Source organism: Streptosporangium sp. NPDC050148 (assembly GCF_055586505.1).
Genome location: NZ_JBVJIA010000001.1, coordinates 177,849 through 197,401, shown reverse-complemented (window position 1 = coordinate 197,401; position 19,553 = coordinate 177,849). Strand labels below are relative to the sequence as shown.

At 74.7% G+C, this 19,553-nt stretch carries 17 protein-coding genes; 12 read left to right on the top strand and 5 right to left on the bottom strand.

From position 1 onward, the window contains the following. Positions 1-9: 9 nt before the first annotated feature. The 7 genes from ACZ6RT_RS00825 to ACZ6RT_RS00795 all read left to right on the top strand — a co-directional run bounded on the left by ACZ6RT_RS00825 (position 10) and on the right by ACZ6RT_RS00795 (position 7,314). Complete coding sequence (locus ACZ6RT_RS00825) at positions 10-498, top strand: DUF350 domain-containing protein (RefSeq protein ID WP_399186995.1); 489 nt, start codon at positions 10-12, stop codon at positions 496-498. Between the two features lie 193 nt (positions 499-691). Continuing rightward, on the top strand, positions 692-1,909 hold the full coding sequence (locus ACZ6RT_RS00820; protein WP_399187168.1) for a PucR family transcriptional regulator: 1,218 nt from the start codon (positions 692-694) through the stop codon (positions 1,907-1,909). A 117-nt stretch (positions 1,910-2,026) separates the two neighbouring features. Then, entirely contained in the window at positions 2,027-2,938 is a 912-nt protein-coding gene (locus ACZ6RT_RS00815) for an ACP S-malonyltransferase (protein WP_399186996.1), read from the top strand. Between the two features lie 7 nt (positions 2,939-2,945). Next, positions 2,946-3,902: a beta-ketoacyl-ACP synthase III gene (locus tag ACZ6RT_RS00810; protein WP_344896121.1), complete on the top strand. Its 957-nt coding sequence runs from the start codon at positions 2,946-2,948 to the stop codon at positions 3,900-3,902. Positions 3,903-3,965: 63 nt separating this feature from the next. After that, entirely contained in the window at positions 3,966-4,205 is a 240-nt protein-coding gene (locus tag ACZ6RT_RS00805; RefSeq protein WP_344896124.1) for an acyl carrier protein, read from the top strand. 49 nt (positions 4,206-4,254) lie between these two features. After that, positions 4,255-5,487 carry a beta-ketoacyl-ACP synthase II gene (gene fabF / locus ACZ6RT_RS00800; protein ID WP_470151635.1) on the top strand — a complete coding sequence of 411 codons (1,233 nt, stop codon included), beginning with the start codon at positions 4,255-4,257 and terminating at the stop codon, positions 5,485-5,487. A gap of 408 nt (positions 5,488-5,895) precedes the next feature. Continuing rightward, positions 5,896-7,314: an acyl-CoA carboxylase subunit beta gene (locus ACZ6RT_RS00795; RefSeq protein ID WP_470151633.1), complete on the top strand. Its 1,419-nt coding sequence runs from the start codon at positions 5,896-5,898 to the stop codon at positions 7,312-7,314. Positions 7,315-7,511: 197 nt separating this feature from the next. On the opposite strand, the gene ACZ6RT_RS00790 is transcribed toward ACZ6RT_RS00795, so the two are convergent. Beyond that, positions 7,512-8,006 carry a DUF3145 domain-containing protein gene (locus tag ACZ6RT_RS00790; RefSeq protein WP_344896133.1) on the bottom strand — a complete coding sequence of 165 codons (495 nt, stop codon included), beginning with the start codon at positions 8,004-8,006 and terminating at the stop codon, positions 7,512-7,514. Between the two features lie 206 nt (positions 8,007-8,212). Between ACZ6RT_RS00790 and ACZ6RT_RS00785 the strand changes: the two genes are divergently transcribed. From ACZ6RT_RS00785 to ACZ6RT_RS00770, 4 genes are read left to right on the top strand one after another with little or no spacing between them, the layout of a single operon-like run. Further along, the gene (locus tag ACZ6RT_RS00785) at positions 8,213-9,292 is read left to right on the top strand and encodes a S8 family peptidase (protein ID WP_470151631.1); all 1,080 of its coding nucleotides are present in this window, start codon (positions 8,213-8,215) and stop codon (positions 9,290-9,292) included. A gap of 34 nt (positions 9,293-9,326) precedes the next feature. Then, entirely contained in the window at positions 9,327-9,920 is a 594-nt protein-coding gene (locus ACZ6RT_RS00780; protein WP_470151629.1) for an RNA polymerase sigma factor, read from the top strand. After that, positions 9,917-10,381, top strand: coding sequence for a hypothetical protein (locus ACZ6RT_RS00775; RefSeq protein ID WP_470151627.1), 465 nt, complete (start codon positions 9,917-9,919; stop codon positions 10,379-10,381). Before ACZ6RT_RS00780 ends, ACZ6RT_RS00775 begins: the two co-directional genes overlap by 4 nt. Next, positions 10,382-13,123, top strand: a complete 2,742-nt coding sequence (locus ACZ6RT_RS00770) for a CHAT domain-containing protein (protein WP_470151625.1) — start codon at positions 10,382-10,384, stop codon at positions 13,121-13,123. On the opposite strand, the gene ACZ6RT_RS00765 is transcribed toward ACZ6RT_RS00770, so the two are convergent. From ACZ6RT_RS00765 to ACZ6RT_RS00755, 3 genes are read right to left on the bottom strand one after another with little or no spacing between them, the layout of a single operon-like run. Beyond that, complete coding sequence (locus ACZ6RT_RS00765; RefSeq protein ID WP_470151623.1) at positions 13,063-13,899, bottom strand: sulfurtransferase; 837 nt, start codon at positions 13,897-13,899, stop codon at positions 13,063-13,065. The two genes, ACZ6RT_RS00770 and ACZ6RT_RS00765, sit on opposite strands and share 61 nt — an antisense overlap. After that, positions 13,896-15,011 (bottom strand): alkaline phosphatase family protein, encoded by a 1,116-nt coding sequence (locus tag ACZ6RT_RS00760; protein ID WP_470151621.1) that lies wholly within the window; start codon positions 15,009-15,011, stop codon positions 13,896-13,898. Before ACZ6RT_RS00760 ends, ACZ6RT_RS00765 begins: the two co-directional genes overlap by 4 nt. Then, entirely contained in the window at positions 15,008-15,598 is a 591-nt protein-coding gene (locus tag ACZ6RT_RS00755) for a DUF5998 family protein (protein ID WP_344896154.1), read from the bottom strand. Before ACZ6RT_RS00755 ends, ACZ6RT_RS00760 begins: the two co-directional genes overlap by 4 nt. A gap of 349 nt (positions 15,599-15,947) precedes the next feature. Between ACZ6RT_RS00755 and ACZ6RT_RS00750 the strand changes: the two genes are divergently transcribed. Continuing rightward, positions 15,948-16,847: a hypothetical protein gene (locus ACZ6RT_RS00750; RefSeq protein WP_470151619.1), complete on the top strand. Its 900-nt coding sequence runs from the start codon at positions 15,948-15,950 to the stop codon at positions 16,845-16,847. A 19-nt stretch (positions 16,848-16,866) separates the two neighbouring features. Here ACZ6RT_RS00750 and ACZ6RT_RS00745 read toward each other — a convergent pair whose 3' ends face one another. Beyond that, positions 16,867-19,485, bottom strand: coding sequence for a bifunctional acetate--CoA ligase family protein/GNAT family N-acetyltransferase (locus ACZ6RT_RS00745; protein WP_399187007.1), 2,619 nt, complete (start codon positions 19,483-19,485; stop codon positions 16,867-16,869). Between the last annotated feature and the right edge of the window lie 68 nt (positions 19,486-19,553).

The window sequence follows — 19,553 nt, the reverse complement described above, 5'->3', positions numbered from 1 at the left end:
TAACGACACATGAGTCCCACTGTCGCGCTGGTCCTGACGTCCCCGTCCCCCGCGGGCGGCGAGACGTTCTCGCTCCTGGAGAACCTCGGGCGCGGCGCGCTCGCGATCGCCGCCTACGCCGTCCTGGGGGTGATCCTGCTGATCATCGGTTTCTACGTGATCGACCTGGCCATCCCGGGCAAGCTCAGCCACCTGATCAAGGAGGCCCGCAACCCCAACGCCACCCTGCTCACCAGCTCGGGGCTGGCCGCGGTGGGCCTGATCGTGGCGGCCTCCATCTGGTCCTCCGGCGGGGCCCTGCACGAGGGCCTGCTCGCCACCGCGGTCTTCGGCCTGCTCGGCATCGCGATGCAGACGATCGGGATGATCGTCTTCGACAAGGTCGTGGGCATCTCCGTACGGCAGCTGGTCTCCGAGCCGGAGCTGCAGCCCGGCGCCCGCCTGCTGGCGGTCACCCACCTGGCCATCGGGCTGATCACCGCCGTCGCGGTCGTCTGAGCCCGGCGCCCCGGGCCCGGCCCGCGCCGTTCCCGCCGCGCGCGGGGGCGGCGGCCGGCCTCCGGGGAGCGGGACGGCGCAGCGGCCTACAACGGGGAGGGCCGCGCGTTGTCCGGGACCACGGCCGACGCATCCCGCTCGACCTGGCACCCTTGGTGACGTGAGGGAGCGGAGCAGGCAGGCGGCGGAGCGGATGGCACGGCGGGCGGCGGGACACGGTGACGCCGCGGCCGCGGAGAGCGGGAGGGATCCCGAGTCCGACCGGGTCCGGCAGGACACCACGCGGCGGCTGGAGCGGGCCATGGGCACGCTGGGCACGGCCGCCATGTCCCGGATGGACGACCGGCTCATGTGGTTCCGCGCCCTGTCGGCCGAGGACCGCTCCTGGGTCGGGCTGGTCGCCCAGGCCGGGATCGCCGCGTTCGTGGAGTGGTTCCAGCACGCCGGCGAGGGCCGCCCCACCCCCAGCATCGAGTTCTTCGGCACCGCGCCCCGGGAGCTGAAGCGGTCCATCTCGCTGCAGCAGACCGTCGACATCGTGCGGATCGTGGTCGAGGTGGTCGAGGCGCAGTCCGGGGAGCTGGCCGCGCCCGGCGGGGAGGACCAGCTCCAGCAGGCGATGCTCCGCTACACCCGCGACGTCGCGTTCGCCGCCGCGCAGGTGTACGCCAGGGAGGCCGAGGCGCGGGGGGCCTGGGACGCCCGGCTGGAGGCCCTGATCGTGGACGCCCTGGTCAGGGGGGAGGTCGACGACGGCCTGCACTCCTGGGCCGCGGCGCTCGGCTGGACCTCCGCGCCCGTCGTGGTGCTGGCGGGCCAGACGCCCGGCGACGACCCGCAGGCGGTGATCGACGCGCTGCGCGAGCGGGGCCGCAGGTCGGGGCTGGACATGCTGGCCGGCGTGCAGGGCGACCGGCTGATCGTGATCGTCGGCGGGGCGGACAGCGTCGCCGCGGCGGCCAGGCACGTGGTGCCGCGCTTCGGCCCCGGCCCGATCGTGATCGGCCCCGAGGTGGCCGACCTGCACTCGGCCGCCAGGTCGGCGCGGGCCGCGATGGCCGGGCTGCGGGCCGCGGCCGGGTGGCCGGACGCCCCCCGGCCGGTGCACGCCGAGGACCTGCTGGCCGAGCGGGCCATCGACGGCGACGGCGACGCCAGGGCGCAGCTGATCGAGAACGTCTACCTGCCGCTGATCGGCACGCCGCTGCTGGACACCCTGGCCACCTACCTGGAGCAGGGCACGTCCCTGGAGGCGACGGCCCGGCTGCTGTTCGTCCATCCGAACACGGTGCGCTACCGTCTGCGTAAGATCACTGAATTGACCGGGTACCAGCCGACCGAGGGTCGCTCCGCCTTCACCCTCCAGGTCGGGCTGATCCTTGGACGGCTGTCCGAAACGACCGTGATCTAGTGGTGTGTAGTTAATCTTTAAGAAAGTCCCGTTGTAGATCCCCTACAAAAATGTAGGGACAAACTTCGTCCGGATCCCCATCCGGGTAGTGGACTCCTACAGGGCAGGCTGGATTTCGTGCTCGTCATCGTCGCTCCGGGCCAAGGCGCCCAGACCCCAGGATTCCTCGGTCCATGGCTCGAACTCCCGGGTCTGGCCGACCGGCTGACCGCCTGGTCCGATCTGATCGGCCTTGACCTCATCGCCTACGGGACCACCGCGGACGCGGACGAGATCCGTGACACCGCCGTCGCCCAGCCACTCCTCGTGGCCGCCGGGCTGGCCGTCGCCGAGGTCCTCGGCGCCTCGCCCGACATCGTCGCCGGGCACAGCGTGGGCGAGTTCACCGCCGCCGCGCTGGCCGGGGTGCTCACCCCCGAGCAGGCCCTCGTCCTGGTGCGCGAGCGCGGCCGGGCCATGGCCAAGGCCGCGTCCGTCACCGAGACCGGCATGTCCGCCGTGCTGGGCGGGGTCGAGGAGGAGGTGCTCGCGGCCATCGCCGCGGCAGGGCTCACCGCCGCCAACGTCAACGGCGCCGGGCAGATCGTGGCCGGGGGCACGCTGGAGCAGCTGGCCGCGTTCAAGGCCGGGCCGCCCGCCCGTGCCCGGGTCATCCCGCTCGCGGTCGCCGGGGCCTTCCACACCGAGCACATGGCCTCCGCGGTCGACCGGCTGCGCGAGGCCGCCGCCGACCTGGTCCCCGCCGACCCGGCCGTGACGCTGCTGTCCAACCGCGACGGCGAGGCGGTCTCCAGCGGCGCCGAGTTCCTGCAGCGCCTGGTCGCCCAGGTCGCCAGCCCGGTGCGCTGGGACGCCTGCATGGCGGGCATGGCCGGCCGCGGCGTCACCACCATGATCGAACTCGTCCCCGGCGGCACGCTGACCGGACTGGCCAAGCGTGCTCTGCGCGGGGTGACGGCCGTCGCCCTGAAGACCCCCGACGATCTGGAGGCCGCGCGAGCCGCCCTGGGATCGAATGAGGAGCGGTGATCGACGCATGAAGATCTCCCAGAGCGTGCCGGGCGCGAGGATCCTGGCGTTCGGTCACTATCAGCCCTCCCAGGTGGTCACCAACGACGACCTGTCGGCCACCATGGCGACCGACGACGCCTGGATCCAGAGCCGGGTCGGCATCAAGGAGCGCCGGATCGCCCCGGACGGGGAGTCCGAGATCGACCTGGCCGTGCAGGCCGGAGGCAAGGCCCTGGCCAACAGCGGCCTGTCGGCGGACGACATCGACCTGGTGATCGTCGCCACCTGCACCCTGGAGACGCAGATCCCCAACGCCGCCGGCCGGGTCGCCACCCGGCTGGGCATCGACTCCCCCGGCGCGTTCGACGTCAACACCGCCTGCTCGGGCTTCTGCTACGCCCTCGCGGTCGCCAACGACGCGATCCGCGCGGGCTCGGCCACCCACGTGCTCGTGGTCGGCACCGAGAAGCTCTCCCAGTGGATCGACTGGACCGACCGGGCCACCGCGGTGATCTTCGCCGACGGCGCGGGCGCGGCGGTCGTCGGCCCCTCCGACACCCCGGGGATCGGCCCGGTGGTCTGGGGCAGCGCCGGCGACAAGTACGACGCGATCATCATCAAGGACCGGGACTCCTTCCTGCACCAGGAGGGCCAGACCGTGTTCCGCTGGGCGACCACCGCGCTGCACCCGGTGGCCAGGGAGATCTGCGACCGCGCCGGGGTCGACCCGGCCGACCTGGCCGCGTTCGTGCCGCACCAGGCCAACCTGCGCATCATCGAGACCATCGCCCGCAAGCTCGGCGCCGACAACGCCGTCATCGCCAAGGACATCGTGCTGGCCGGGAACACCTCGGCCGCCTCGATCCCGCTGGCCCTGTCCAGGATGATCGAGCGCGGCGAGGTCCCCTCGGGCGGCCTCGCCCTGCTGCTGGGCTTCGGCGCGGGCCTGACCTACGCGGGCCAGATCATCGAGATCCCCTAGAGCTTCCGCACGGCTCCGCCGTACGGGAAACCAGAAGACGACGAACCAAGGAGAACACCAGACATGGCTCTCACCGAGCAGGAGATCCTCGCCGGCATCGGCAAGATCGTAAACGAGATCACCGGGATCCCGGCCACCGAGGTCACCCCGGAGAAGAGCTTCGTCGACGACCTCGACATCGACTCGCTCTCCATGGTGGAGATCGCCGTCGCCGCCCAGGACGAGTTCGGCGTCGAGATCCCCGACGACCAGCTCAAGCACCTCAAGACCGTCAAGGACGTCATCAACTTCATCCAGAACTGAGACGTTCCGGCATTCCTCTCAGACCAGCGATACACAAGGAGCGCAGACCGTGAGTACAGACCAGGTACGTGTCGTCGTCACCGGGCTCGGCGCGACCACGCCCCTCGGTGGAGACGTCGCCTCGACCTGGTCGGCGCTCCTCGCCGGTCGGTCCGGGGTTCGCACCGTCACCGAGGACTGGGTCGACTCCGTCCCGGTGAAGTTCGCCGCCTTCGCGGCCGTCGACCCGACCGAGGTGCTGCCCCGGCCCGAGTCGCGGCGGCTGGACCGGGCCGAGCAGTTCGCGCTGGTCGCGGCCCGCGAGGCCTGGACACACGCCGCGATCGAGAAGGTCGACCCCGAGCGGCTCGGCGTCGTCGTGGGCAGCGGCATCGGGGGCATCACCACGATCCTCGCCGCCTACGACGTCTTCAAGGAGAAGGGCTGGCAGCGGCTCTCGCCGTACACCGTGCCCATGCTGATGCCGAACGGCGCGGCGGGCTGGATCGGCATCGAGGTCGGCGCCCGCGCCGGCGTCCACGCCACCGTCAGCGCCTGCGCCACCGGCGCCGAGTCGATCGGGTACGCCATCGAGATGATCCGCTCGGGCCGGGCCGACGTGGTCGTGGCCGGCGGCACCGAGGCGGCCATCCACCCGCTGAACATCGGCTCCTTCGCGGCCATGCGCGCCATGTCCACCCGCAACGACGAGCCCGAGCGCGCCTCCCGTCCGTGGGACAAGGGCCGTGACGGCTTCGTCCTGGGCGAGGGGGCCGGCATCGTCGTGCTGGAGTCCGAGGAGCACGCCCGCGCCCGCGGCGCCACGATCTACGCGGTCGCCGCCGGGGTCGGGTACTCGGCCGACGCCCACCACATCGCGCAGCCCGAGCCGAGCGGCGCCGGGGTCATGCTGGCCATGCGCCGCGCCCTGGAGAACTCCGGTCTCACCGGGGCCGACATCAAGCACGTGAACGCGCACGCCACCTCCACCCCCGCGGGCGACGTGGTGGAGACGGTCGCGATCAAGGAGGTCATCGGGGGCCACCCCCTGGTCAGCGGCACCAAGTCGATGACCGGGCACCTGCTCGGCGGTGCCGGCGGCATCGAGTCCGTCTTCACCGTCCTCGCGCTGCACGAGCGGCGCGCGCCTGGAACGATCAACCTGGACGACCTGGACGACGGCGTCGAGGTCGACATCGTGCGCGGCGAGCCGCGCGCCCTGCCCGGCGGCCAGATCGCCGCGATCAACAACTCCTTCGGGTTCGGCGGGCACGACGTCGCCGTGGCCTTCACCAGCGTCTGACGGGGAGCTCCGACCTCTCCTCCTCCGCGGCGCGAGCCGGGCGGTCCCGGCCCTCAGGGGCCGGATCCCACCGCCCGGCTCCCGCCCGGAACCCTCGCCCGGGGCCCTCGCCGCGGTCACGGCGGCAGGGGCGGGAAGGCGGCCCCGGCACGGGCTCAGGGTCTGCACGGGTCCCGGACCTGCACGGCCTCAACGGTCTGCACGGCCTCAGGGTCTGCACGGGCCCCCGGGCCTGACGGGCCTCGCGGTCGGTCTGCACGGCCCGCACGGGCCTCGCGTGCCACCGGCCCGGCCCGGCGCGGGGCCCGGTGGCCCGGCTCCGGCCGGAACCTCACCACCATCGTGCGGCGGCGCGCCGCGTTTCCCGCCCAGGACCGACGTCCGGGATCTCCATGCTGGAGGTAAGTGATGACCGTGCTCGACGACGGGGTGGTGGGCGAGGACGCCGAGCGGCCCGCCGATCCCCGCGATCCCCAGGTGCGCCTGTCGGCCCTGCTCGACGAGGGGTCGGTGCGGTTGATCTCGCCGGTCGACCGGAGCGGCATGCTGGCCGCGACGGGCCGGGTCGAGGGGGTGCCGGTCGTCGCGTTCGTCAGCGACCCCCGCGTCCAGGGCGGCGCGATGGGCAGCGAGGGGTGCGAGCACATCGTGCACGCCTACGACGTCGCGGTCCGCGAGCGGGTCCCGATCATCGGCGTGTGGCACTCCGGTGGCGCCCGCCTGGCCGAGGGCGTCGAGTCGCTGCACGCGGTCGGCCGCGTCTTCGCCGCGATGACCCGCGCCTCCGGCGTGGTCCCGCAGCTGTCGGTGGTCGTCGGCCCGGCCGCCGGTGGGGCCGCGTACGGGCCCGCGCTGACCGACATCGTGATCCTGGCCGACGAGGGCCGTATCTTCGTCACCGGCCCCGACGTGGTCCGCAGCGTCACCGGCGAGCAGATCGACATGGCAGCCCTGGGCGGGCCCGAGCCGCACGGCAGGCGCAGCGGCGTCGTGCACGTGGTCACCAAGACCGAGGCCGACGCCTACCTGCAGGCCCGGCGCCTGGCGGTGCTGCTGGGCCACCAGGGCCGGGTGCGGGACGAGGTCGAGGAGGTCGACTTCTCGGGGCTGCTGCCGGAGAACGTGCGCCGCGCCTACGACGTGAAGCCGCTGGTGACGGGCCTGCTCGACGAGCCTGGTGTGGAACTGCACGCCCGGTGGGCGCCCAACGTCGTCACCACGCTGGGCTGGCTGGGAGGCCGGACGGTGGGCGTGGTGGCCAACAACCCGCTGCGGCTGGGCGGCTGCCTCGACTCCACCTCGGCGGAGAAGGCCGCACGGTTCGTCCGGATGTGCGATGCCTTCGGGGTGCCGCTGGTCGTCCTGGTGGACGTGCCCGGCTACCTGCCGGGCGTCGGGCAGGAGCACGACGGCGTGGTACGGCGCGGCGCCAAGCTGCTGCACGCCTTCGCCGAGGCGTCGGTGCCCAGGATCACGCTGGTGACCCGGAAGGCCTACGGCGGCGCCTACATCGCGATGAACTCCCGGTCGCTGGGCGCGACCAGGGTGTTCGGCTGGCCGACGACCCAGATCGCGGTGATGGGCGCGGTCGCCGCCGTGCGCGTCCTCAAGCGCCGCGAGCTGGCCGCCGCCCCCCAACACGAGCGCGCCGACCTGGAGACCAGGCTCGCCGAGGAGCACGAGATCCAGGCCGGGGGCCTGAAGCGGGCACTGGAGCTCGGGGTGATCGACGAGGTCATCACCCCCGACCGGACCCGCGGCGCCATCGCCAGGGTGCTGGCCCAGGCGACCCCCGCCCGGGGCGCCCACGGCAACATCCCCCTCTGAGCCGCCCGGACCAGGCGGACCCCGGATCGATCAGGATTGACCGGGACGATTCAAATGCTCGACGAGCCCTCGCCGGCCTGACCGGCGGGGGCTCGCTCGTTTTCCGCCGAAGCCGAGGGACGGTCCGTCCGGAGCCGGGGAGGCGGTCTCTCGGCGAACGCCGGTCCTTCAGGCGCGGTGGGAGCGAGGGGGGACGGTCAGACGGCGGCGTGCAGCCAGCGCACCGGGGCGCCCTCCCCGGCGTACCGGAAGGACTCCAGCTCGGCGTCCCACTGCTTGCCCAGCATGCGGTCCAGCTCCTCCTCCAGCACCACCCGGCCCTGGCGGGCCATCAGCATGGCCGAGCGCAGCCGGTCCTCGGGGATCAGGATGTCCCCGGAGGCGCCGATCACCGCCGTGAAGGCTCCCAGCGAGGGGGTGTAGGCGTGCCGGGACCCGTCGGCACCCGGTGAGGCGTCCTCGGTGACCTCGAAACGTATGCGCTGCCAGCCCATCAGCGACGAGGTGATGGCCGCCGCGGTCCCCACACGGGCCTCCCACTCGGCCTGCGCGCGCACGTGGCCGGGCGCGGCGGGCTGTGGAGTCCAGGTCAGGTCTACGGGTACGCCAAGAACGCCTGCGACCGCCCATTCGATATGCGGGCACAGCGCAGGCTGAGTCGAGTGGACGTACAGCACGCCACGAGCAGACACCGGACCTCCCGTTTCGGTACGAGGTGCGCCTTCCCCAACGGCCTCGTTCCAGGATGATCACAAGTGACTGAAGGAGAGACTACCGTCGGTCGCGACCTCGCACCAGAGGGGGGTCATACCGAGATGTTGCGGCGTGGGCACTTGACCGTGACTTTCCCGGGAATGAAGAGAACCCCGCCACTCGGCGATCGTTTCCGGAGGACCAGATGGATACCGGCATCGAACGGGTCGAACCCATCCCCGGTTCGCCCGCTCTGATCAGGAAGGGCCAGCTGCTGACCGACGCCTCGGGCCTGGCGGCCACCGCCCGCTGGGCCGAGGCCGTCACCGAGACCGGCGGGGTCTACCGGGTGCGGCTCTCCCGGGGCGTGGACGTCTGCGACCTGGTGGCGTCGGTACGGGCGCGAGGGGTGCGGGCCTCCCCCAACCACATCGTGACGGGCCAGCCGCTCTACTTCGGCGGACCGGCCTCACGCCCCTTTCCCCACGCCGCCCTCCCGGCGCCCGGACCCGCCCCGGACGGGCCGGGGGCGGGCTCCGTGACCGTGGCCCTGCCCGACACCGGCCTGACCGAGCACCCCTGGTGGGAGCGGAGCCCGTGGTTCCTGCGACGCGGGCGGGAGGGCGACGAGGTGACCGACGGTGACGGCGACGGCCTGCCGGACCCCCAGGCCGGGCACGGCACTTTCATCGCCGGGCTGATCCTGCGGTCGGCCCCGGGGGCGCGCCTGCGGCCGATCCGGATGCTGGACGGCCACGGCGTCGGGGACGAGGCCGGGCTGCTGCACGTCCTGGGCCGGCTCAGGGCCGACCCGCCCGGAGTGCTCAACCTCTCCTTCGGCACGCACACCTTCGACGACGGCCCCTCCCCGCTGGTGGAGGCCGCGCTGGAGGACCTGGCCGGCGGCCCGGCCGGCACGGTCACGGTGGCGTGCGCGGGCAACACCGCCTCCGACCGCCCTTTCTGGCCGGCCGCCTCGCCCGGGGTGATCGCCGTCGCGGCGCTGGACGCGACCGGACAGGCCAGGGCGCCGTTCTCCGGCCACGGCCCCTGGGTGGACGCCTGCGCCCCGGGAGAGTGGCTGTCCAGCGCCTTCCTGGACCACCCGCCCTTCGACGGCTACGCCCGCTGGAGCGGGACCTCCTTCGCCACCGCCCTGGTGAGCGGGGCGATCGCCGCGGCGGCCGTGGAACGATCCCCCCGGCAGGCCGCCGCGCACCTGCTGAAGGGCGCGGAGTGCCGACGGATTCCGGATTCCGGTGTGGTCGTGCCCATGCCCGGCTAAAGTCTCACCCAAAGTCATCACTCGAACACCCTCGGTGTTCTACGTGACCCTGGAGACGCCGGTGAGGGACCAGCACGCGACCGACGACGTCCTGGCGGGCGGCCAGGAGGCCTGGGACGCCCTGGTCGCGCGATTCAGCGGTCCTCTCTGGTCGGCCGTGCGCGCCTACGACCTGGGCCCGGCCGACGCCGCCGACGCGGTCCAGGGCACCTGGCTGAGGTTGCTGGAGAGCCTGCACACCATCCGTGCCCCGGACCGCCTCGGGTACTGGCTGCTGACCACGGCCAAGCGCGAGGCGTCCCTGCTGAGCCGCAGGCACCGGGCCGAGCGGCCGGTGGCCGAGCATCCGGACGACGGGCTCCCGCTCACCGCGCCGGACGGCACCGCCCACGCCGACCCGGCGCTGGCCGTGCTCACCGCCGACGAGGGCCGCCGTCTGTGGCAGGCCGTCGACGAGATGCACGAGCCGTGCCGCTCGCTGTTCCGGTTGATGGCCTCGGCCCCCGACGCGGGCGTCCACCAGCTGGCCGGGCGCCTGGGCATGCCCACCGGCAGCTACGGTCCCACCCGGGGCCGCTGCCTGAACCGTCTGCGCACCATGCTCACCGCCCGGGAGGCGACACCGTGACGCGGCATCCCACGCCGATCGACGACGAGTCCCTGATAGCCGCCCTGCGCCTTGCCTCGGGCAGCGACCCGGTGCCCGAGCGGGTGACGGCCGCGGCCCGGGCGACCTTCGGCCTGCGGCTGCCCGGCGCCGCCACGGCCCGACCGGCCGCCACGCCCGCGCCGCGCGGGGTGCGGTCCGCCGAGCGTCCGCGGCTGCTGAGGTTCACCGCGGCCGGGCTCACGGTGGAGCTGGAGGTCGGCTCCCTGGACGGCCTGGTCGATCTGGCGGGCCAGATCTCCCCCTGCCCCGAACAGGGTGCGCTGGTGGAGATCCGCACGCTGCACCTGACCGAGTCGCGTACGCCGTCCCCGACGGGCCGGTTCGCGGTCACCGGCCTGCCGCCCGGCTGGTTCAGCGTGGTCTGCCACCTGCCGGGCCGCGCACCGGTGGTCACCAGCTGGACCCGGATCCGCCCGTAGGTGGGCCCCGACGAGACGCTCGCCGCGACCGGGAGCACGGGGAGCACGGGGAGCGCAGCCGATCACGAGGCCCTCGCCGCCGAGCGCGTGACCGACGGTGATGCGCTCGCCGCGGCCGAGCGCGCGGTCGACCTCTCGGGCAGCGACCCGGCCGGCGCGCTCGCCCTCGCCCATGCCGTGCTCGCCTCGCTTCCGGACCTCTGCCCGGGAACGGCCGCCCCGGGCGAGGCGGGCGGATCGGATGGATCGAGCGGATCAAGCGGGCCGGACGGGCCGGGAAGGCGGAGCAGGGGCTGCCCGCACTGCGAGGCCGAGGCGGTGGCGCACCGGGCGCTCGCCGTGGCCGCGCGCGAGCTGGGTGACCTGCCGTTCGCCGAGGAACGGCTGTGCAGGGCCGTACGGGTGGCCCTGGCGGCGGGGCTGGCGCACCGGGCGGCCCAGGCCCGGCTCTCGCTGGTCCACGTCCGCACGGAACTGGGCCACCCGGAGCAGGCGCTGGCCGTCGCCGCCGACGCCGAGCCCGGCCTGACCGGTGCCGAGCTGGGCAAGCTCGGGGTGCACCGGGCGGTGGCGCTGGCGCGGCTCGGCCGCTACCGCGAGGCCGTCGCCCACTGCGACCGGGCCGTGACCGTCCTCGGCGGCGACGTCAGGTTCCTGGCCGGCGCGATGCTGAACCGCGGGCTCGCCCGCGTCTTCCTCGGGGAGTTCGCCGCCGCCGAGGCCGACCTGAGCCGGTGCGCGGAACTGGCCCGGGACGCGGGCCTGGAGCACCTGCTCGCCCTGGCCGAGGGCAACCTGCCGTTCCTGGCCGCGCGGCGCGGCGACCTGCCGGCCGCGTTCACCGCCTACCGGCGCGCCGAGGCCGTGCTGCTCGGCTACCCGGAGCGGCTCGCGACGGTCCGCTGCGACCTGGCCGAGGCGCTGGTCGCCGCCCACCTGCCCGGCGAGGCGCGGGTGCTGCTGGAGGCGGCCGTCCCCGAGCTGGCGGCGGCCGGTGCCGGGGTGGCCCTGGCGGAGGCCCGGCTGCTGCTCGCCAGGGTCGAGCTGCGCACCGGCGATCCGCGCGGGGCCGCCGAGAGCGCCGGGGCGGCCGCCCGCGAGCTGGCCGCGCAGGGCCGGACGGTCCTGGTGCCGCTCGCCACCGAGATCGCGCTGCGGGCCCGGCTCGCCCTGGGCCCGCCCTCCCCGGACCTGCCCGGGGAGATGCTCGGCTGCGCGGACGACCTGGGCGCCGCGGGGCACGACGACGCCTCGGCGGCGCTCAGGCTCACCGCCGCGGAGGTCTCGCTGAAGCTGGGCGACCGGCCGGCCGCCGAGGAGCAGCTGGCGCCGCTGGCCCGCGCGGGCCGCGGGGTGGTCGCCCGTCAGGCGACGGCGCTGCGCCGCGCCCTGGCGGGTGACCGGCGGGGGGCGTTCGCCGCGGTGCTGGCCGGTCTGGCCGAGGTCGGGGCGGACACCAGGGCGCTGGAGGACCCGATGCTGCGCGCGCACGCGGTCAGGGCGGGCGAGCCACTGGCCGCGTTCGGGCTGGAGCTGGCCCTGCGGACCGGTCACGCCCGAGCGGTCCTGGCCTGGGCCGAGCGGTGGCGGGCGGTCACCGGCGGCTCCGGCCGGCCGCTCGCACCCGGCCTGTCCGCGCTGCGGGCGGGGCTGGGACGGACGTCGCTGGTGGAGTTCGTCCGCCACCGGGGCGAGCTCGTCGCCGTCGCGGTCACCCGGGACCGGCTGGCGCTGCGCCGCCTCGGGCCGTTCGCGGCCGTCGCCGAGGCCACCGTCCGCCTCCGCTACGGGCTGCGCAGGACGCACCTGCGCGACGGCCGGGCCGCGCTCCCCGGTACGGAGGGGGCGGACGCGGCCGAGCTGGAGCGACTGCTGCTGCGCCCGCTGCGCGACCTGCTCGGCGACCGGCCGCTGGTGATCGTCCCGACCGGGACCCTGCACACCCTGCCCTGGCCGCTGCTGCCGTCGAACGCCGGCCGGCCGGTGACCGTGGCGGCCAGCGCCGCCGCCTGGCTCGCCGGACGCGGGGAGCCGGGCACGGGAGACGGCCGGGAAGGACGCGGTGAGCCGGGCACGCGAAACAGGCGGAGAGGGCCCGGGGAGCCGGGCGCGGGAAACGGACGGGAAGCTCCCGGGGAGCCGGGCGGAGGGCACGGGCGGCGGGGGCGGGTCGTGGCGGTGGCCGGTCCCGGCCTGCGGTGCGCCGGGGCCGAGGCCGCCATGGTCGGCGACCGCCACCCGGGGACGGAACGGGTGGCGGCGCGCCGGGCGGACGTGCTGGCCGCGCTGGAGGGGGCGGACGTGGCGCACCTGGCCGCGCACGGGATGTTCTCCCCCCGCGGGCCGCTGCTGTCGAGCATCGACCTCGACGACGGCCCGCTGATGGCGTACGACCTGTTGCGGTTGCGCACCCCGCCCGCCCTGGTGGTGCTGTCGGCCTGCGACGCGGGAATGGCCCACGCACCGGCCGACGGGGCGCCGCTGGGGCTGGCCGGCACGTTCCTGTCGCTGGGGTCGCGGTGCGTGGTCGCCAGCCTGGTGCCGGTCCGCGACACCGAGACGCTGACGCTGATGACGGCCTTCCACACCGCGCTGGCCGCCGGCGACCCGCCCGCGCGGGCGCTGGCCGTCGCGAGCGCGACGTCGGGCGTGGCGGGCTTCGTCTGCTTCGGGTACGGGGATCAGCCGGTGGCGACCGGCCGCGCCGGGTCGGTCACCCAGTCCGACCACGACCCGACGTAGAGCGCGGCCGGCACGCCGGCCACCTCCAGGGCCAGCACCTGGTGCGCCGCGGTCACGCCGGAGCCGCAGTAGGCGCCCACCTCCACGCCGGGCACGACGCCCAGGGTGTTGAACCGTTCCCGCAGGAAGGCGGGCCGGTGGAAGCGGCCCGAGGGCTCGACGTTCTCGGCGGTGGGGGCGCTGACCGCGTCCGGGATGTGCCCGGCGACCGGGTCGATCGGCTCGACCTCGCCGCGGTACCGTTCGGCGGCGCGGGCGTCCAGCAGGACCCCGTCGGCGGCGAGCCGGGCGGCCTGGCCGGCGTCGAGCACCGGCATGCCTCCGGGCCGGGCCTCGAAGTCGCCGGGCTCGGGGACGGGCTCCTCGGTGGAGAGCGGCGATCCCGCGGCGACCCAGGCGCGCAGGCCGCCGTCGAGGACGCGGACGTCGGGGTGGCCGAAGTGGCGCAGCGTCCACCAGGCGCGGGCCGCGGCGGTGGAGTCGGCCTCGTCGTAGACGACGACGGGACGGGAGCCGGACACGCCGAGCCGCCGCATCGCCTCCTGGAAGGAGGCGGCCGAGGGCAGCGGGTGGCGGCCCCCGGGCGTCCCGGCCTCCAGCACGGGCGGGCCGGCGAGGTCGGTCTCCAGGTCGCAGAAGACCGCGCCGGGAACGTGCCCGGCGCGGTAGTCGTCGACGCCGGCGGCACCGGGCACGCCGCCGAGCCTCCAGCGCACGTCGAGGACGGTCGCGCCGGACAGGCCGGCCAGCTCCGCGGCGGTGATCAGCGGGCTCATCGGGTGCTCACCTCCAGGAGGGGGACGTGCTGTTCGGCGGGGGTCAGCGAGCCGTGGCAGCCGACGAAGGACGCCTCCTTCGGCTCGGTCGCCGTGGAGACGATGGCGCAGTCCGTGTACGGGACGGCCAGCACGTCGCCGATCCTGGGCAGCCACTCGGGACGGATCCTCGGGCCGAACCAGCCCGAGTCGACCGCCTCGGTCCGGGAGGCCACCCACGCCTTCCCGGCGAGGGTCTCACGCCAGGCGTCCAGGACCGCCGAGGACGCGCCGGGAGCGGTGTAGACGTGGCGGGCCCTGGCCTCACCGCCGAGCAGGGAGACGCCCTCGCGCAGCGCGGGCAGGGCGTCGACGTCGATCCGCTCGTCGATGTTGACCATGCCGTGGTCGGCGGTGACGTACATCGCCGAGCCGGGCGGGAGCGTCTCGGCCAGCCGCTCGGCCATCCGGTCCACCAGGGCGAGCTGGTCGAGCCATTCCGCGGAGCCCCAGCCGGTCAGGTGGCCGGTGGAGTCGAGGTCGCCGTAGTAGACCGTGACGTGGGCGCGGGGCTCGGCCAGCGCGCGGCGCACCCCGGCGATCCGCTCGTCGACCTCGTCGGCCCCGGTGAAGCGGACCCCGCGGTAGACCGCCCGGTTCAGGCCGGTGGTCTCGAACTTGGCCGGGCCGACGTAGCCGACCGAGACGCCCGCGGCGGCGGCGCGCTGGTAGACCGTCGGGGCCGGCTGCCACTCGCCGGGATCGATCGGGGGGCCCGGGGCGGTCCAGCGCAGGCAGTTGAACAGGTGACCGGTGCCGGGGACGGCCAGCTGGCAGCCGAGCATGCCGTGCTCGCCCGGCGACAGGCCGGTGCCGAGGCTGCTCAGGCTGGTCACGGTCGTGGAGGGAAAGCCCGCGGTGATCGTCCTGCCCGTCCGGGACGACAGGAACGGCGCGACCTGCGGGTGGGCGCGGAGCAGCTCGGCGCCCATGCCGTCCACCAGGAAGAGCAGGACCCGCTCGGCCGGGGCGAGCTCCAGCGGGTTGTCGTCGTCCATCCCGACCACGGCGAGCAGCGAGCGGGACAGGTCCGCGAGCGAGGCCGTCCCGTACGCCGGGATGAGCGGGTTCACGAGGCGGTACGGGCCGTGGCCTCCGACAGTGCCTTGGCGAATGCCAGCACGTGGGAGACGGCCTCTGGTCCGTCGGCCGCCTCGCTCACCCGCAGGGAGAGGTCGTCGGCCGTGATGGCGCCGGTGTATCCGTGATCGGCCTCGCAGTTGTCGTCGCCGCAGGTCGCCGGCTCCAGGTCGACGTGGGAGATGGCCCCCCAGCCGATGGTCAGCGTGACCTCGGTGGGCGGCACGCCCGGCACGTAGGAGGCGGGGTCGGGGACGACCCGGGTGACCGCGACCGACTGGATCCGGCTGAGGCGTACGGCCTCGGTGGTGGTGGAGGCGTGGGACGCCGACACCCCCTCCACGGGCGGGTGCTCGTCGGTGTGGCAGACGAGCAGCCGGGTGGGTGAGAGCACCAGAACGGTGACGTGCCTGCGCACCTCCATGGCCGGGTCGAAGGTGGCCTCGTGGTGCACGACGTAGGCGTCCACCTGCTCCTTGCCGAGCGCGGACTCGACCGCGTCGGTGACCAGGTCGGGATAGTAGCCACTGCGGTCGATGGCGTCTCGCAGGCCGGCGGACGGGAGTCGGGTTTCCCTCATGGGTCCATCCTGCCCTGTCCGGGGCGGCGCTTTCACCGGGAGCGGGTGACCTTCACCGGGTGGTGCAAATCGTGATCCGGTCCGGCCGGCCTCCCCGGGGTCGTGGAGATCCCCGTCCCGACGGGGCCGGTGCCGCCGTGGCCCGTCCCTGCCGTGACTTTTCCATCCGGCCGGTTTGACGTGATCTTTTAACGGTTACCGGGAGCGGTGGCGGCGCCGCGTGCCGTCCCGGGCCCGGCGACGGCCGGCCCGGCGCGTTCGCCCGCTTCATCCGCGGAACGCCTGTCCCCCGTGGGAGGTCCTTCTGGCCGCCCCGAGGTGACGGTGTCCCTGAACCAGAGGACGAGAGATGACCGATGACCGTCCGGGTCCGCGCCACCGCTCCGGGAGCAGGCCCGGGAGCACGCCCGGTACGACACCGCGAGGCGGCCTCACGCGTCCCGTGCGCCTCCCGCGTCCCGGTGGCGCCACGGGTCCCGCCGGGTCCGCGCGTCCTTCCGGGGCGCCGTGGCTCACGGGTGCCCTGCGGCTGGCCGGGCTGGTGCTCGCCGCGACGGGCGTGGCGGGCGTGGTGAACATGGTGGGCGTGGTGGGCGTGGCCGGAGCGGTGAGCCCGGCGATGGCGATGGGCACGACGGGAGCGACAGGAGCGACGGGCGTCGTGGCGGGGAGGGCAGGTGCGACGGGCGCGACGGGCGCGGCCGGGGTGACGGGCGCCGTGTCCCCCGTCTCCGTGGAGGGCCTGTTCGGGGACCTGGTCCTGACCACCGTCCACGACGGCCCGTTCGAGGCGGGCGGCGCCGGGGTCTTCTCCATCGACGTCACGGCGGGGCGCCTCTCCCCGGGCATCACCCGACCGACCGGGGTCACCTACCACTTCCCGGAGGGCCTGACCCCGGTGCGGGCGCGGGGCACGGGCTGGACGTGCCGCATCACGGACCGGCGCCTGGGCTGCGGCACGACCGGCCGGGCCGGGCCGGGGTTCCAGCTTCCCCGGATCACGGTCGAGGTGGCCGTGGCACCGGACGCCTCGGGCACGCTGACCGCCACCGGCAGGGCCGTCCAGAGCGGGCCGCCCCCGGGGACCGGCCTCACCCCCGCGTCCGGCGCCTTGCCCGGCACCGCGTCCGGCGCCTTGTCCGGCGCCGTGTCCACCGGCGTGTCCGGCACCGCGTCCATCGGCCCGGCCGGCAATGTGTCCGGCACGGTGGCCTGCAGCGTCCAGGTCCTGCCCGCCGGGACGTCGTGACGCGGTCCCGGCGGCCGGGTCAGCCCAGTCTGCGGGGGCCGTCGTCGGGACGCGGGCCCCGGTGGCTGCGGAGCACGGCGCGGGCGCCCAGCACGATCACCTCGCTCTCCCCCACCAGCACCGGGTCCAGGGTCAGCCGCGCCACCTCCGGGAGGTCGTCCGCCAGCCGCCCGAGGCGGATCAGCAGCTCCTCCAGGGCCTCCACCGCGACCGGCGGGTAGCCGTACTCGCCGAGCAGCAGGGGCGCGGCGCGCGGCGACCGCACCAGGGCCGCCGCGTCCTCGCGGGTCAGCGGGGCCAGCCGGTACGCCTCGTCGTGGAGCAGCCGGGCGGTGACCTCGCCGAGCCCGAAGGAGACCACCGCGCCGAAGGCGGGGTCCTCCATCACACCGGCCACGGTCGGTACCGCGGGCTGGGGCGCCATCCGCTGCACCGCGAGCACCGACTCGGGTTCGAGCTGGCGCGTCAGGTCGGCGTAGGCGTCGCGCACCCCGTCGGGACCGGCCAGCCCCAGGCGTACGGTCCCGGCGCGTTTGGCCGCCTCGGGACCGGCGGCCTTCAGCACGACCGGCCAGCCGAGCCTCTCGGCGGCGTCGACGGCCTCCTGCGGCGACCCCACCGTCTGTGACGGCCATACCTCCACCCCGTAGCACGCCAGCAGCTCCGAGGCGTCGATCTCGGCCGGGGCCTCGCCCAGCGCGGCGTGCACGAGCTCGCGGGCCGCGGCGGTGTCGACGCCCTCGGGCTCCTCGAACACCCCCGCCGGCTGCTCCAGCCAGCGCGCGTGCCGCACCGCGTGGGCGAGCGCGCGCACCGCCTCCTCCGGTGCCGCGTACGAGGGGATCGAGCCCCGCTCGGGGACGGTGCCGACCCGCAGCCCCTCGAGCATGCCGATCTTGCCCTCGAACGTGGCCAGCACCGGCTTGCCGGAGCCGCGCGAGACCCGCAGCAGCTCGGCCGCGACCTGCGCGGCGTTGCCGGGGATGGGCGGCATGTAGATCGCGACCACCGCGTCCACCTCGGGAAGCACCGAGGCCAGGGCCTCGCCGAACTCCGCGGCGCAGCCCCGCGCGCCCAGGTTGACCGGGGGCAGCGGTTCCAGGCCCATCCGGACACAGGCGTCGGCCGCCAGCAGCGCCATCGCGTCGGAGTTGCTGACCAGGCCGACCCTGGGCCCGGTGGGCAGCGGCTGGTAGGCCAGCAGCTGCGCCACGTCGAACTGCTGGATCAGGTCGTCGACCCTGATCACGCCCGCCTGCTCGAACAGGGCGCTGAGCGCGGTGTCGGGCAGGCCGAGGACGGGGGCCGCGTGGCCGGAGGGGACGCCCTGGGTGGTGCCGCCGCTCTTGACGACGACGATCGGCTTGCGGCGCGAGATGCGCCGTGCCAGGCGCGCGAACTTGCGGGGGTTTCCCAGCGACTCCAGGTAGAGCAGGATCACGTCGGTGTTCGGGTCCTCCTCCCAGTACTGCAGCAGGTCGTTGCCGGACACGTCGGCCCGGTTGCCCGCGGAGACGAACGAGGAGATGCCCATGCCCCGCTGCGCCACCCGCTGCAGCAGCGCGGTGCCCAGGGCGCCCGACTGGCTGAAGAAACCGACCCGGCCCCGCCCGGGGACGGTGGCGGCCAGGGTGGCGTTCAGCCGTACGGCCGGATCGGTGTTGGCGATGCCCAGGCAGTTGGGGCCGACGACCCGCAGGCCGTAGGCGCGGGCGATGCGCACCAGCTCGTCCTGCCGTTCCCGTCCCTCCGGGCCGGTCTCGCCGAACCCGGAGGAGACCACGATCAGCCCACGCACGCCCTTCTCCGCGCACTCCTTGACCACGTCGATGACCCCGTCGGCGGGTACGGCGAGCACGGCGAGGTCCACCTCCCCGTCGATGGCCGTCACGCTCGGGTAGGCCCGCACCCCCGCCACGGCCCGTGCCTCGCGGTGCACGGGGTAGACCGGCCCGGTGAAGTCGGCACCGAGCAGGTTGCGCAGCACGGTCTGGCCGACGCCGCCCGGTTCGCGCCCGGCTCCCACGACGGCCACCGAGCCCGGCGAGAGCAGCCGCTCGATCGAGCGGGACTCGGCGCGGTGCTCGCGGGAGGCGGTCACCTCCTGGGCGGTCTCGGTCGGGGTGAGGTCGAGGGTCATCCGGACCACGCCGTCGGCGAAGCGGCTCTGCGCGGTGTAGCCGGCCTGCTTGAGCACCCCCATCATCTTCTGGTTGGCGGGCAGCACGTCGGCGACGAAGCGGCCGATCCCGTGTTCCCTGGCGGTCGCGGCCAGGTGCTCCAGGAGCACCGAGGCGACCCCGCGACCCTGATGGGCGTCCTCGACGAGGAAGGCGACCTCGGCCTCGCCGGGTTCGATCCGGTCGTAGCGGATGACCGCCACCATCTCGGTGCCGATCGTGGCGATCAGCGCCACCCGGTCCACGTAGTCGACGTTGGTGAACCAGGTGATCTCCCGGTCCGACAACCGCGGCCGGGGACCGAAGAAGCGGAAGTAGATCGACTCGTCGGACAGCCGGCCGTAGAAGGAACGCAACCGGTCGGCGTCGGCGGGCCGAATCGGGCGTACGTGGGCGGTGCCGCCGTCCGACAGGACGACGTCCGCCTCCCAGTGAGCGGGATACTGAGCAGCCTCCACAGTCCCGAGAGTAGACGTGCATCCCACGCATCGGACCGGCCGGGGGGATTCACGCAACGCTTGTGCAT